This is a genomic window from uncultured Campylobacter sp. (genome assembly GCF_937981295.1).
GTDB lineage: Bacteria > Campylobacterota > Campylobacteria > Campylobacterales > Campylobacteraceae > Campylobacter_B.
In genome coordinates this window covers 69,170-83,257 of sequence record NZ_CALJPC010000079.1, presented here as the reverse complement: position 1 = coordinate 83,257, position 14,088 = coordinate 69,170, and the positions used below count along the sequence as shown (strand labels likewise).

Annotated in this window: 10 protein-coding genes; 4 read left to right on the top strand and 6 right to left on the bottom strand. The window is 48.3% G+C overall.

What is annotated here, in order from left to right; all coding sequences use genetic code 11:
• A partial coding sequence (locus Q0135_RS07620) for a hypothetical protein (RefSeq protein WP_297989581.1) occupies positions 1 to 299 on the bottom strand: 299 nt, incomplete at its 3' end.
• Between the two features lie 1,017 nt (positions 300 to 1,316).
• Here Q0135_RS07620 and Q0135_RS07615 point away from each other — a divergent pair.
• Positions 1,317 to 3,944, top strand: coding sequence for a hypothetical protein (locus Q0135_RS07615; protein WP_297989580.1), 2,628 nt, complete (start codon positions 1,317 to 1,319; stop codon positions 3,942 to 3,944).
• A gap of 56 nt (positions 3,945 to 4,000) precedes the next feature.
• The gene (locus Q0135_RS07610) at positions 4,001 to 4,633 is read left to right on the top strand and encodes a tetratricopeptide repeat protein (RefSeq protein ID WP_297989579.1); all 633 of its coding nucleotides are present in this window, start codon (positions 4,001 to 4,003) and stop codon (positions 4,631 to 4,633) included.
• Between the two features lie 375 nt (positions 4,634 to 5,008).
• Here Q0135_RS07610 and Q0135_RS07605 read toward each other — a convergent pair whose 3' ends face one another.
• The 3 genes from Q0135_RS07605 to Q0135_RS07595 all read right to left on the bottom strand — a co-directional run bounded on the left by Q0135_RS07605 (position 5,009) and on the right by Q0135_RS07595 (position 8,030).
• Complete coding sequence (locus Q0135_RS07605) at positions 5,009 to 5,449, bottom strand: pyrimidine dimer DNA glycosylase/endonuclease V (protein WP_297989578.1); 441 nt, start codon at positions 5,447 to 5,449, stop codon at positions 5,009 to 5,011.
• 142 nt (positions 5,450 to 5,591) lie between these two features.
• Positions 5,592 to 6,698, bottom strand: coding sequence for an alanine racemase (locus Q0135_RS07600; RefSeq protein WP_297989577.1), 1,107 nt, complete (start codon positions 6,696 to 6,698; stop codon positions 5,592 to 5,594).
• 618 nt (positions 6,699 to 7,316) lie between these two features.
• Positions 7,317 to 8,030 (bottom strand): vWA domain-containing protein, encoded by a 714-nt coding sequence (locus tag Q0135_RS07595; protein ID WP_297989576.1) that lies wholly within the window; start codon positions 8,028 to 8,030, stop codon positions 7,317 to 7,319.
• A 116-nt stretch (positions 8,031 to 8,146) separates the two neighbouring features.
• Between Q0135_RS07595 and Q0135_RS07590 the strand changes: the two genes are divergently transcribed.
• Complete coding sequence (locus Q0135_RS07590) at positions 8,147 to 8,395, top strand: hypothetical protein (protein WP_297989575.1); 249 nt, start codon at positions 8,147 to 8,149, stop codon at positions 8,393 to 8,395.
• Here the strand turns inward: Q0135_RS07590 and Q0135_RS07585 are convergent.
• Both Q0135_RS07585 and Q0135_RS07580 read right to left on the bottom strand, forming a co-directional pair.
• On the bottom strand, positions 8,356 to 9,249 hold the full coding sequence (locus tag Q0135_RS07585; RefSeq protein ID WP_297989574.1) for a DMT family transporter: 894 nt from the start codon (positions 9,247 to 9,249) through the stop codon (positions 8,356 to 8,358). The two genes, Q0135_RS07590 and Q0135_RS07585, sit on opposite strands and share 40 nt — an antisense overlap.
• A gap of 566 nt (positions 9,250 to 9,815) precedes the next feature.
• Positions 9,816 to 12,440, bottom strand: a complete 2,625-nt coding sequence (locus Q0135_RS07580; protein ID WP_297989573.1) for a hypothetical protein — start codon at positions 12,438 to 12,440, stop codon at positions 9,816 to 9,818.
• Between the two features lie 463 nt (positions 12,441 to 12,903).
• Here Q0135_RS07580 and Q0135_RS07575 point away from each other — a divergent pair, with 463 nt between their 5' ends.
• Positions 12,904 to 14,064: a PepSY domain-containing protein gene (locus tag Q0135_RS07575; RefSeq protein ID WP_297989572.1), complete on the top strand. Its 1,161-nt coding sequence runs from the start codon at positions 12,904 to 12,906 to the stop codon at positions 14,062 to 14,064.
• Positions 14,065 to 14,088: the final 24 nt, after the last annotated feature.

The following is a 14,088-nucleotide window of genomic DNA, read 5'->3' as shown; positions in this document are numbered from 1 at the left end:
GGGTTATTCGGGTTATTCGGGTTATTCGGGTTATTCGGGTTATTCGGGTTATTCGGGTTATTCGGGTTATTCGGGTTATTCGGGTTATTCGGGTTATTCGATGCGCCGATCTCGACCCGCGAAATTTCATCAAATTCTACGTAAAATTCTACGCAGAATTCGGCGCGAAACCTGCGTGGGTTTGGCATTTGAAATTTTGCTCGCAAAATTCCGCGCAAAAACTGGGCGCAAGATTTTAAACCGAGCCGCTCGCGAGTTTGCGAGCTCATCGCGGCAAGATTTAAAATTTCATAATGCATAAGCTCGCCGTGAAATTCAAAATTTCACGCGGCTGCGCACAGTGTTATGTGTCGCTACGAGATTCTAAATTTCATGTCGAGCACACCGTGAAATTAATCCGTCGGTCGCGCAGCAGATCGCCGCACAATCTGAAATTCGCGCTTGCGCCGCGACATACGCCGCTGCGAGTTAAATTATGCGGCAGGCGAGCTAAATTTTACGCTCGTGCGATCAGTCATGTTGGCGGAGGTTTGCGGCGCCCGGATTAAATTTTACATACCGCCGTGCATCGCCTGCGGTGGGCGCGGACGTCTGATCCGCTTTGCTTGCAAAGGCGCAGGCGGCTATAGCTGTGCGGCAGTAGAGCTAAATTTTACGAGCCGCTGCGTCGCGGCATGAATTTTCGCGTCGTGCTGCCCGCTGTGACTAAATTTGTGCGATAATATGTCGGCTATGCGCTCGTAAATTAAATTGTACTCCACGCACCCGTCGCCTGATTGTCGCGCGGGATTGAAATTTGCGCGCCGCTTATCGCAGAATTTTAGGTCGTTGCACGCCGCGCCATAGCTGTCATAAAATTTTAAATTGCATGTCGTACGTACGAGCTCGCCGTGAAATTTAAAATTTTATGCAAGCGTGAAATTTGCTTCGCGTTACGCTGTGTCGTACATCGTCGCGAGCCAAATTATGTGCTGCTGCGGAATTAAAGCTTGCATGCCCGCTGCTACCGCTAGGGCGCCGTATGCCGGGCGGCTCCATTTTGCGGTCCGTTCGCGCCGTATTTGTTGCGGCAGTTATGTACGTCGCCGCGCCGCAGTGCGAGATTTCGCGTCGAGCTCTATTTTAGAGCTTTGATTTGCAGCGAGATTTTACGGCGCGCAATGGCGCTAAATTCCATTCTGCGTGAGATTTTGGAATTTTAAAATTCCCTTTCGCGGTATAATTGTATGAAATGCAAAATTTGCAGGATTTCAATAAAGGAATTTTAAAATTTATGCGGCGTGGCTTTGTGGCGCGCCCGCAAGAAAGGAGCGATCATGGACAAGCTGGATAAAGAGGAGCTTGCAGAGGTGTTTGTCGCTAGGCTCAGGGCTTTAGCGCGTAGCGGCGGCGCCGATCTGCGCGAGCTTGATCGCGAGTTTTATGGATTTAGCGTGCGGCTTGGTGTGCGTTACGACTTTGCCGGTAAGTTTAGCGTCTCACAGATAAATGGCGGCGAGAGCGCTCAGCTGCATTTCGCAGATATCGCACAGTTCGAGGCTCATGCGCGCGAGTGCCTGCGCGCGGCAAGCGCAGATGCGGAGCTAAGCGAGGCCTTTATGCTACGCCTGCGTGCAGATCCCCAAAAAGCCGCTACGAATGCGGATCAGATCATAAAATTTCACGATTTTAAGCCCTTTAGCGTTCAGCTGCGTTGCGAGTATTGCGGCGGATCGGGCAGGAGGCGCTGCAAAGCCTGCGAAGGCGCAGGCAAGGCGCCGTGCGCTAACTGCGGCGGGCGCGGGCGCTTGATCTGCCCCGATTGCAAGGGCACCGGCGGCTATAGCCGTGCGGCATTAAGCTCTACAGATACTCATGCGCGCGGCCTTTCTGCAGGTTCTGCGTCAAATTCTATGGGCTATCGCTTCATTCCCTGCGCTAGTTGTGGCGGTAGCGGCTCGCGCATTTGTCCCGCTTGCGGCGGTGCAGGCAGATTGCGCTGCGAAAAGTGCGGTGGTGCGGGCGATTTTCGCTGCGAGCACTGCGATGGGCGCGGGTATTTTACTCGCATCGGCAAAGTATCCGTTTATGCCCGCCCGAGCGTCAGCATAGGCGCTAGCTCGCAGGTTTTCGGGCGCGAGCTACTGGAGTTTTTATGCAGCAAGGGCGTAGGTTTTGCAGTACGCAGACTTTTATTTCGTCTAAGCTCGCTGCGATCGGTGCAGGGCGGCTGCGAAGCGGTATTTAGCGCAGAGGATGATTTTTTGCGCTTGAGTTTTGCCGTCTGCGGTAAGGCTTACGATGCGGCGTGCTTCGGTGGCGTGACATTCGTAAGGCCCAACTTTTTTGACGAAGTTTTTGCGCCGGAGCTTGCGGCGGTGCGCGGTGCGCCCGCTAGACTAGGGCGGGACGATGCGCAAAGCCTTTTTGCGCTATTTCGCGCAAAGCCTGTGCTGGATGCGGCGATGCGCCTAGCTAGTGCTAAGCTGCGCGGCGAGACGCTAAATCTCGAGCAGTTGCGCGGCTCGGACGGGCATTTTAACTCTGTAAATTCTACCTGCAGCGCGGCTGATCGCGACGATTTGAGCCTTGCAAAAGACGCTCCGCGCAAAGAAAATCTCGAGGGCGGCACGAGCGTAAAATTTGCGGGCACGAAATTCGCGAGCGCTTCGGCAAATTCTATGGGCGCGGAAGATAATCGCTTGGGGTTGCGCGGAGAGCAAGGCAGGTTCGCAGGAGGAGTGAGCGGCGGCATAAAATTTGCAGGGGCGGATCTTTTGGAAGGTGGAGAGAATTCTGCCAGCGATTTTGAGGCTAGGCAGCAAGGAAGCGAAGCTTTCGCGCAGAATGGATCTAATTTTGCCGGCTCGCAAGAGGGCTCAAGCGGCACTTCTGATCGCGCCGCGGAGGATCTTTGCGAATTACACAGTGAGCGAGATTACCGAGATTTAAGTGTCTTAAATGCTCAAAATTCTACAAATTCCATAGACTCCGCCGCAATAAATTCCGCAAATTCCGAAAATCTTGCCGCTGCAAAATTTAAAAATCGCGCGAATACGCAAAGCCCTGCCGCGTCAAATTCTAAAATTTCGCCCTTTGCGCGATTAAAGAAATTCTTTTCCCCGCGTTCTTTGCGCGAGGATTGCGCGCAGAGTTTCGCCGCGGCGATTATGCGCGTTTGCGAGGGCTTTATTTCGCAGCAATGCGCTCGCGATTTGGGCGGAGCGATGGCTGGGGCGCTTGGCGTGCTAAGCCCACGCTATGACCGCGCGGTGTGGTGCATAGGCGGAGGCGCGCTCACCGCAGCGGCTGCGCTGGCGTGCGAGGGCTGCTTCGAGATGATCTTTGCGGAGCATTATTTTTGGGCACTTGCGTGCGGCGCGGTAATCGCTGCTGCGGGGCTGTTAGGCGGAGGAGTGCTGTGGCTGGCAAGCGCGGTGCGGTGCGTCGTAAAAGCTCGTAAAATTCCGCGAGAGTATCGCTGCGGCAGAGGCGGCGCGGCGTTTGCTCGCTTTTGTAAAGCTCTGCTCTGCGCCGTTTTAGCTAGCGCAATCTACGGAGGCGCGGCAAATACGGGCTACGTGCCGAAAACCGGCGCAGCAGGGCTGCTGCGAGGGTGGATGCCTGCATTTTTTGAGGATGAAAATTCCGCTTCCGCGAGTGATGGCGTAAATTCTGCAGACGAAAATTCTACGAGTGCAAGCTCTAGCGGCTCTGAAAGCCCTGCTTCAAATTCCGCTTCCGGGGCGACTAAGGATTCCGCTGCGATGCAAAAGGATAAAATTTTATATATCCAAAAAAGCATTGGAGTGAAGCAGGATGGAATTTTTGGCGCACGCACGCTAAAAAAGGCGAGAGAGGTTTTGGATCAAAATCTAAGCGGCGTCGATGAAATTTACGAGGCGCTAAAAAGCAAAGAGCAGGCGAGAACGAACCCGAACTCTAGCAATCAAACTGCGCCTTAACGGTAAATCCGCGCCTTAGGCTTGGCGGGCGATCTTAAAAACCAAAAAGGACGAAAATGAAAAATAAAATTTTAATTCTAGTATTCGCTGCGGCGCTTTCCGCAAATTTCGCGCTCTCCGAAAATTTTGAAATCACCGCAGACGATATAAGCTGGGCTACAAAATCCTGCGATAAGGGCGATATGAAGTTGTGCGGGGCCTTGGCGCAGATTTATAATTATGGCTGGGGCGTGCCGCAAGATCTGCTAAAGGCTGCGCCGTTATACGTCAAAGCTTGCAAAGGCGGCGATGCGGAGTCGTGCGTAAATTTAGGCATTTTGTATCAAAGCGGAGAGGGGATGCCGCGCGATGAGGCAAAGGCGGCGGAGTTGTTTGACAAAGCCTGCGATGACGGGCACGCGATAGGCTGCAGTAACGCAGGCTCTGCGTATATCGGAGGCAGAGGCGTGCGCAAAGACGCTATAAAGGGCGTAGGTTACTATGTGCGCGGTTGCGATATGGATATCGCAGACAGCTGGCTTGCGTGCTTAAATTTAGCGCGTCTTTACGAGGGCATAGATAATGTTAAAGCCGTAGAATACTACAAAAAGGCCTGCGAGCTGGGCGGCAAGGATAGATTTATGAGCTCGGTAGCGGAGCATGAAAGGGCATGGCAAAGCTCATGTGAAAGCTACGAAAGGCTTAAATAGCCCGCAAATCCATGCTTTGAAGCAGACCCTCGCGCTCGCCGTGGCTACGGAGTAAGAACCATAGCAGATTTCGCATAAATAGTGCAAATCTAAATATCAAGTATCCTGTGGGAGCGGAAATATAACGGCGCAAGTTCTTAGCGGGCTCGTATTTTAGGAGACAAAATCATGACGCTAGCGCTGATCCGCCATGTTACGCCGCTGATCAATCGCGGCGTGTGCGACGCCGCAGAAGCGGCACGGCGCGCGATCCTATATGACGCTACGCAAAGCTTAGCTTTGTGGCAAACCGACAAATTTAAAAGCAGCGCCGCATACGAAAAGCTCGCTCGCATAAGCCGAATATGCTCGTCACCGCTGCCGCGCGAGACGGCGTTAAATTTTAACCCTTTCCCACGGCTCTATCCCGCCGTCAACCTCTTTAAAAATACTCGCGATTTCTATATTTTTTACACTTAAATTTCGCTCGTAAGCCTTGATATCGCGTGATTTTAGCTTCTCTTGCAAAAAGGCGAATTCATACTTGATCTGCCCGCGAGAGACGGCTATTTTGGCTAAATTTCGCTCGTCAAATTCGCCCACCTTTGCGGCGTCAAATTTATACCCGCGAGTGCGGCCCTCCTCATAAACTTCCGCCAGATACGCATTTACCGCCTCTAGCGCGTTTTCATGCGCGTAAAAGCGGTCAAGCTGCGGGTGATTTTTGTAGCCCTTAGTTAGTCCAGCCAGCACGTTTTTAGCTAGCAGCGCCTCGCGCCAAAGTGCGACTAGCCCCTTTGCGTCGAGATATTTAAAGTTTATCGTCCAAAGTCTCATTTTCGCCTTTCGTTAAATTTCGTCATCAAATTCGGTGCGCTTTGCGCCGCAGCCTGAGCGGTGATATATTCGCGTCTTAAATTTGACCGCGCCCTAGATTAGAGGCTAAATTTTATCTCGCCGCACCTTTGAGCTTGCCTGCTCATTGCAGCTTGCCTCTGCATAGCACGGGGATCTTTTCTACGACCTCGCCGCCGCTAACGAGGTAGGCGAACTCGTGCAAATTTACTACGGGGCAGATGTGGTTTGGATAAATTTCGAGCCGATCGCCCACGCGTACGGCGTCTCGCAGCGCTCTGTCGTAGATGATCGCATGCTCGTCGTAAACGCCCTTTATCCACACATCCGTGCCCTTTATGCGCCCGAGCCCGGGCGTGGCGGTGAAGCCTTCGGTGCGCCTTTGCTGCGTAAGCCCCTTGGCGCCGACGTCGGTGATGATGCGATCCGCCGTAGGTCTGCTGATGACGGTCGTAAGGATGCTTGCGGTGTTCATCGAATAATCGCCGTAAGCCTGCGCCTGCGAGGCATCCATAAAGATATAAGTGCCCGGACGGATCTCGGTGACGCCCTTTAAAATTTCAAAATCGTTGATTAGCGAGGGCGTCGAGCCGATACTAACGACGCGTGCGGGCATAGCCAGCTCGCGTGCGATATCCGCAAACTCCAGCGTGCGGCGCTGCGCGGCTAGGTGGATGCGCTCGCATTCGCTCTTATCGGCGGCTTTGTAGGAGTGGCCGTCGTGGGAGAACACGCCGCGGAATTCGATATTTTTACAGCCTTTTAGAAATTTTATAAACGCCGCGAAATCCTGCTTTTCTATGAAGCCAGAGCGGTTTTCGCCCACTTTGATCTCGGCAAGCACGCAGGCCTTCGCGCCGCTGCGCTCAAAGGCGCGCTCTATCAGGCTCACCTGCTCTATGCTATCGATGCCGAAGCTTAAGTTTATCCCCGCGCGCAAAAGCGCAATGATGCGCTGAAATTTTAGCTCACCCACGATCTCGTTTGCGATAAATATATCTTTCAGCCCATTTGCCGCCATGATCTCGGCTTCGCCCGTTTTGGCGACCGTGATGCCCGCAGCACCGAGGCTTTCTTGCAGCTTCGCGAAATAGGGTATTTTGTGCGTTTTGGTGTGCGGGCGCAGGCTCACGCCTGCGGCGTCTGCGTAGCTTTGTATCTTTTGCAGGTTGCGAAGCACGATTTCGCGGTCAATCAGCAGCGCCGGCGTGTCGATCTCCGATACCCTCATAAGCTTCCTCCTCTTTTAAATTTACGAAATTTTAATTCAGCCGAGCTTGGTAGCTGCGCTAGTTTTGTAGCGCCTAAATTTTAAAATTTAGCGCGACTTGCAAAGGGCGAAATTTACGTGCCGCCTGCGAAAGCGGAATTTGCGCGTCGTAAATTTAGCTTCGTCTGCGAAATGCAGTTTGCGCGCCGTGTAAATCGGTGCCCTTCGCGAAGCGTCTGAATTTGGCGAGTAGATTTGCGTTTCCGTGTCGCGCAAAGCAGCGTAGGCAAAAGCAATACCGCGCGGCGCATGAAAAAGTCAAAATAAAATTCTAAAGTGCGCCGAGTAAAAATCAATATGCGCACCGTACCACTAGGTCGCGGAATTTTTAGCTCCGCTTCACGCCGTTTTATTCCTCGCGCGCTATGTTTTTCTTGCGGCGCATATTCGCGTTAAATTTTTCGGCAAGCGATCCGACGCACTAGCCGTTTTGCGCTGTTGTCTCTGTTTCCGTGCCGTCGCCCGCGTTTTTTGCTAAAGCTCGTTTTGCGCCGCGCGCTGCACATCGCCGCCTATTTTCACACCGCCGCTCGTTTAGCAGCGATACTTCATTTCTGGTGCGCCTCTCTTTGTGATTTTCTATTTTTTGTCCTGAAGCACCTTGTCGCGCCATTTCGAGTTTGCTTTATTGTCGGTCGCTACGTCTTTGGATATCTCGGCTGCCGCTTCGAAATTTTTACTCACGCCCTCTTTGGAATTCTCGTATTTTAAGGCGTTTTCGCTTCTGATGCCGATGCTTTGTGCTTCGCTTGCGGCGTCGATATTAGCGCCTAAAAAGATAAATTCCCAGTCGTATTTTTCCTGCTTGTCGCTAATCATCTTCTTAATCTGCGCTTTGGAGTATTCGCGGCTTGAGTTCTCCATCCCGTCGGTGATGATGACGAAAAGCACGCGATTGTTTTTGGCATAGATGTCGGGTACTCGCTCGATACGCGCTATCGTGCTGCCGATCGCATCTAGTAGCGCGGTATTGCCGCCGGCGTAGTACTCTTTGGACGTTAGGTTTTCGACCTTCTTAAGCGGCGTGCGATCATGGATGACGTTAAATTTCGTATCGAAAAGCACGGTCGTGACGCTGGCGTCGATGCCCTCTTTGCGCTCCTTTTCTATCATCGAGTTAAATCCGCCGATCGTATCGCTCTCAAGCCCGCTCATCGAGCCCGATTTATCTAGGATCAGCACCAATTCCAGGTGATTTACGCCGTCTTTATGATCGGGCGGCGTCTCTAGCTCTACACTTTTGGCAAACATTATGCCCGCAAGCGCGGCTACAAGAAGGATGATTTTTTTCATAGGGGCTCCTTTGTTAAAATTTCGTTATTTTACTATTGTATCGCTTAAGCAATGAAATTTTATCGCTAAAGCTTCTCCGCACGCCCCTGCTACGTAAATTTTAATACGAAATTTTGTTGCGGAATTTTAACGTATCCTTGCGAGAGACGCCGCGAAATTCCGCGCGATATAGAATTATGCGCGGCATAGAATTTCGCTGTGGAATTTTAAAGACGCAGAATTTTATACAGCGCGAAATTCTGCGTGCAAATTTTATGCAGCACGGAATTTTATGGCGCAAAATTCCACGTGGCATGGAATTTATGGAATTTGCGCCGCCGCAAAATCAGGCCTCTGCAGATCTGCTCCGTTTTGCGCTGAGGTAGCTTCCGATCTCGCTTATCAAAACGCCCGCGAGGATGAGCGCCGCGCCTAAAATTTGCATCGCGCTTAGCCTCTCGCCGCCCACGAATACCCCCATAATGCCCGCCGTTACGGGCTCTAGCGTGAAAAACAGAGCGGTTTTTACGGGTGTCGTGTATTTCTGCATCAAGGCCTGCGCAAAAAAGCCAAAAACCGTTCCCAGCAGGCAGATCACCGCCATCGCGACGAAAAAGCTTCTATCCATCACCGGCACGATGCTAACCCTCTCAAAAAAGATCGTCGCAAAGCAGCAAAGCACGCTTAAGCAGAGGATCTGTACGTAGGCGATGCCCGCTACGTCGCAGCTTTGCACGAAGCGGTTGGTCAGCACGATGTGAAACGAATACGCGCACGCGCAGACTAGCGCCAGCGCTTCACCCTTGCCCAGGCCTAGCTGCGTGTCGCCGATGAGATAGAGCCCAGCGATCGCAAGCGCGATGCCCGCGTAGGCGTAGGAGTAAATTTTATGCCTAAACAGCGCCGCGGCGATGAAGGGTACGAGCGCGACGTTTAGGCCGATGATGAACGCCACGGAGGAGCTTTGCGCAAATTTAAAAGCGAAGGTCTGCGACGTAAAACCCGCGAATAAAAACAGGCTAAGTACCGCGCCGTGCTTGATCTCGCGCGAAGTTATGGCTTTGAGCTTGGGGAAAAATATCGCGCCTGCGATGATGCTCGCGGCGAAAAAGCGCCAAAATAGCAGCACGAAGACGTTGTTGCTCGCAAGCGCCTGCGAGGTGGGCAGATACCCGAGCCCAAAAGCGATCGCTACGAAGACCATCCCGATGTCGGCTCTAAATTCCAAACTTTTATTCATCTGCGTCCTTTTTGAAAATTTAAAGTCGTAATTTTACGAAATTTTAGGTAAAAAATAGGCTAAATTTTGACGATTTTGACGGAGCGGTTTGGAATTTAGGATTTTAAAATCGTGAGCTAAATTTAAACGCCCGGCTCGTCTTTTAGGCTTATGCGCACTTGTACGCGCAATCATTGCGCCGCTTCGCTACGCGTACATTTTACGGCTGCTACTCGCGCGATCATTACGTCTCTTCGCCGCAACTTGCCATAAATTTTCACGGCTTTGTCGCTTTTTATCGTAACCTTTCACGGCTATGGATTTAGGGAAAAATTTAGATATTTTTAGCGTTAAATTAAGCCCAGGCATCTTGCTTGCTTTAGCTTTTGAAATTTCAGCGAGCTTTTCCGATATAAAATTTTGCAAAAAATCTATATCTTTTCGTGCATACAAATATCCCGCTTTAAATTTAAAGCTACTATTTTTGCCGCGTATGCTGATTATTTTTATGTTCCATCTTATAAATCCCGCGGCGTAGCTAATTTCGTCAAAGCTCTTTCATTAAATTTAGACGCTAATTTAGTGCTTTACTCTCTATCTTCGGCGCTAAAATTTTGCTCGCTTAGCTTTTGGTGAAAATTTACTATAAACATATAGGCTTCTTCTATATGGTAGTCGGAGAGTTTTACTAGCTTGCCTCCTATATATTCAGGCGGTCTTATTTTTGTATATGTTCTACGTCCCGCGACCAACACGCCCCTGTCCGGTATATTTAATAGATTATGAAAGGTTACATATTTTCCGAGATTGTCTATATATTTTTGATCCGTTACATTATTTTCACCGTTTATTTCAAGAAGCAGCAGGCGATCATCTTTTGATAACTTAAGCCCTATTAAATATTTGCCTTCCTTGTATTTAGCGATAGAGGCTAGATAAAATGAATCTTTACTTTCATAAACGGTCGATTTTTTTATAAGCTCGCCGCGGCCATTTAGCTTTATAATATCGGCGGTATTGCTTGTTTCAAATAGCATCAAAATAGAGCCGTCGTCGCACTTGATCATATCTTTTAAAAAATACCCGCGCATATCTATTTTGGTTTCAAATATAAGGTTTCCGTCCGGGTTAAATTTAAGAATTCCTAGCTCTTCTACGACCAGAATAAAACCTCCGTCACTCGTTTTTAATATCTTTATAAGACCGTCTTTCGGTTCTTTAATTTTCTTTACTTCCGGTTGCTTATCCGGGGATGTTTTATCATATGTGTAACTGTTATAAAAAGTATCTGGCAGATGCGAAACGTCGATCGGTTTCTCCCAGATTATTTTTGCGTTTTTATCCATTCTAAATATATTATTTCCATAATCGCACGCCACAAATTCATCATTATCCGTCGGAGCTATCTGTTTTAGGGCGCGAGGAAGCGTATTTGAGATTTTATATGTCGCCTTATCTACGATGTAAGCCGCCTCTTCGTTTCCTAATACGTAGTAGCTTTGCATCTGGGCTGCTATTAAATTTCCTCTTCCGATAAAGCTTTTATCGATTATTTTTCTCCAAATTTCGCGCCCGCTCTTATCAACCTTCATAAAAAGATCGGGACTTCTACCGCTTTCGTATTCTCCGGCTAATATATATCCGTCGTCGGTAGATACGGCCATATTGATAGATGAAAAGCCGTTTTGAGAAAAAGGCAGATCCCAAACAGGCTTTGATTTGTCTATATTTTTACTTGAATCCTCTAGCTCTTTGCTTCCTATCTCATTTTTTATGGGTTCTTCTGTTAAAGTATTTGTATCATCGTTATTTTTTATAACGCTTATAAAACCTTTAAAATCGGACACCAAAGATATAATCATGCGGCGTTCGTCTAAAGGTAGCGCCGAATTTACATCATCAGCCTCCGGCATATAATAGCTTTTTAGACGGGTAGGCTCGAATCCGCCGGAAATATCTAAGACGTCTATGCTCGGTAAAGCCGTATCGTCCGAGCCGTCTTTGCTTCTAGACAAATATATTATTTCGTCATCCCCGCTGATATCAAAAGTATAAATTCTATTACTAACGGTATAGTTATTCAGATGCTCGATATCGTCTATGTTTTTGATGCTGTAAACATTAAAAGTATGAAGTTCGTTTGCGTATAGATATTTTTTATCGGCAGAAATTTGTAAATTTATAATGACTCCGAAATTATCTCGTTTATAAACCTCTTTTATGTTTTTCGGATCGCTCACGTCAAGTACATGAAGACCCGCGAAGTCGGACATAAAAACGTATTTATCCGAATATATGGCGATATCGCCTTTTTCTATCGGATTAAAGGTCTCCATACCTATAAACTCGCCTAACATTTTTATATTATCTGACGAAATATCTAAAATAACCATACTGTTTTTGGCTTTTACGTAGGCTAGTTGGTTATTTTCGCTTAGTTTTATTTTGGAGAAACCTTTGGCTTGAAATTTGGTCGCGATCTTTATATTTTTAGGGTCTCTAACGTCAAGGCGTAAAATCCCTAAATTTGGGCTTGCCACATATAGGCTTTCTCCGTCGTTTGACTCGGCCGCTTGGATATTTTCTACGTTATATCTAGCTTCCGGGAAATAAAAAAGCCCGAGCAACTCTATGTGGTCTAAATTTGATATATCTATCACGCTTATACCGTCTCTATCGTGCCCGAGAGTATATAGCCTCTTTTTGCCCTGAGATACCATCATATCGCGCACTTCAAACGGAATTTGAACGGAGTTATTTATGATATCTTTTTTATATATCGTTACGTCTTTTTTGCCCGTAAATTTATTGCTTTTCTTGCTACTAAATTTACCGCTATTTTGTGGAATTTCAACCTTTTCTTTACTTGCCTCTTTTTTCGGTATCGCGTGCTGATCGATAGCTGGGCTTTGTTCTGAATTTTCGGATGCTTTATCGATAGACGGAATTTGAACGGAGTTGTTTGCGATATCTTTTTCAATCGTTGCGTCGTTTTTGCCGATAAATTTATCGCTGTTTTGCGGAATTTGAAAATTTTCTTTGCTCGTCTCTTTTTTCTGCATCGTCGGCTGATCGATAGCAGAACTTTGCTTTAAATCATCGGGCTCTTTATCGATATATTTCATGCACAAAAAAGCAAGCGGCAGAATAACCATTAAAATAGCAAAGCATATCGTAAATTGTCGTTTTCTCTTTGCGTTAGAATCTATCATCTAAACTCCTTTATAAGTCCCCGATTTATTTATATTAAAGCGGCGTCTTTGTTCGTTCAAGGCGGCCGCTTTTCGTTAAAATTTAGATGCCGATTATATCAAAAAATGGGTCAAAAACTACTATTTCGATATTGTAATTTCGGGCTTCTTAAGTCAAAATCAATGTTCGATTCAAAATAAAGGCGGACTAGTCTTACGCAGACGGACGCGCTTAGAATTTTACCTCACCGGCGTGATCTTGCCGCGCGAAAGGCGGATTAAATTTTGGCTCTGAAATCCTACGGCGCGCGGTTTATGACGCTGCGCTAAGTGCCTGGGCGCTCTGCGATCTCGCCGTTTTTGTGCCGCACCGCGCTTCCTAGAATGTGCCGCTTAAATTTAAACAACAATTCCTCGCTTTTGAAAATATTTAAAATCGCGCAATATAATTGCGAATCTAAATCAAAATTTACAAGGATCTACAATGAGCTCGCTTCTTAAGCGCAACAAAATTTTATTTAACATCCATCTTATTTTGTCGATCGTTTTTTCTATCCCGCTGCTTATTATAGGCGTGACGGGCGCAATTTTGTCGTATCAGCACGAGCTTGAGGCGCTAATAAACGCGGGCTCTAAAAAGGTCGAAAAAACGGGCGAAATGCAAAGCGTGGAGAAAATTCTGCAAAGCTTTAGCGAGCAAACGGGCGTTAAACAGCCCGTAAGGCTCGTCGTGCCCAAAAGCGATGATGAAGCCTTCGTCATTTACGCAAACAGAAATGATGCATATCTGGTCGATCCGTACACTACGCAGATCATCGGCAAGGACCGCGGCACGGGCTTTGTGCTAACGGTGATGTCTCTGCACCGAAATTTGGGTTTAGCGCTAAGCGGCAACAAAACTGCGGGCGAGATCGGCAAACAGATCGTGGGCGCGAGCGCCGTGGCGATGATACTGCTCGTAATAAGCGGCGTATGGCTGCATTTCCCAAGGCTTAGGCGTAAATTTATCGAGGCTATAAAGCCGAATTTTAAACTCAAAAAATACGCTCTTTTTTACAATCTGCATACGAGCCTAGGTTCGCTAAGTGCAGTGATTTACCTGCTTATCTGCTTAACCGGGCTTAACTGGTCGTACGGCTGGTATAACGACGCGGTGATGAAGCTTTTCGTAAGTTCGCAAAATTTACCGCAAGCTAGCGCACCTAAAGCCGCCGCTTCTAAAGATCACGCCGCCGCATCTGCTAAAGAGGAGGGCAAAAAGCCCGCTACGTATAAATTTAGCGACGCGCAGAGGGCTTATGAGATATTTAGATCAAGTGGCATAGAGTATAAAGAATTTACCCTAATGCTCGCAGCCGGAGATAAGATCGACGTCAGGTATTATGAGCCAGATGCGCCAGCCACCGCGCGTCCAAAAGGCGCGAGCGTTGATCTAAAAGCGGGCAAGATCGCGGAGCGGAAGCAGACGGAGGGTATCACCGTGGGTGAGTTCAAGGATGCGAACTATCAGCTTCACACGGGGTATTTTTTTGGGCTCGCGGGTAAAATTTTATGGTCGCTCGTTTCGCTTTGTATGGCGCTTTTTATCTTTAGCGGCTTTTATATGACGGCAAAAAGGGCGTTTAAATCAGAAAAGCCCGGCTAAATTTTACCCTCTCGGCAAGAGGTG

Coding starts and splice junctions, on each gene's coding strand:
- Q0135_RS07600 (WP_297989577.1), bottom strand. CDS start 6,698: ATGAGGGTATCGGAGATCGACACGCCGGCGCTGCTGATTGACCGCGAA.
- Q0135_RS07605 (WP_297989578.1), bottom strand. CDS start 5,449: ATGAGACTTTGGACGATAAACTTTAAATATCTCGACGCAAAGGGGCTA.
- Q0135_RS07615 (WP_297989580.1), top strand. CDS start 1,317: ATGGACAAGCTGGATAAAGAGGAGCTTGCAGAGGTGTTTGTCGCTAGG.
- Q0135_RS07595 (WP_297989576.1), bottom strand. CDS start 8,030: ATGAAAAAAATCATCCTTCTTGTAGCCGCGCTTGCGGGCATAATGTTT.
- Q0135_RS07580 (WP_297989573.1), bottom strand. CDS start 12,440: ATGATAGATTCTAACGCAAAGAGAAAACGACAATTTACGATATGCTTT.
- Q0135_RS07575 (WP_297989572.1), top strand. CDS start 12,904: ATGAGCTCGCTTCTTAAGCGCAACAAAATTTTATTTAACATCCATCTT.
- Q0135_RS07610 (WP_297989579.1), top strand. CDS start 4,001: ATGAAAAATAAAATTTTAATTCTAGTATTCGCTGCGGCGCTTTCCGCA.
- Q0135_RS07585 (WP_297989574.1), bottom strand. CDS start 9,249: ATGAATAAAAGTTTGGAATTTAGAGCCGACATCGGGATGGTCTTCGTA.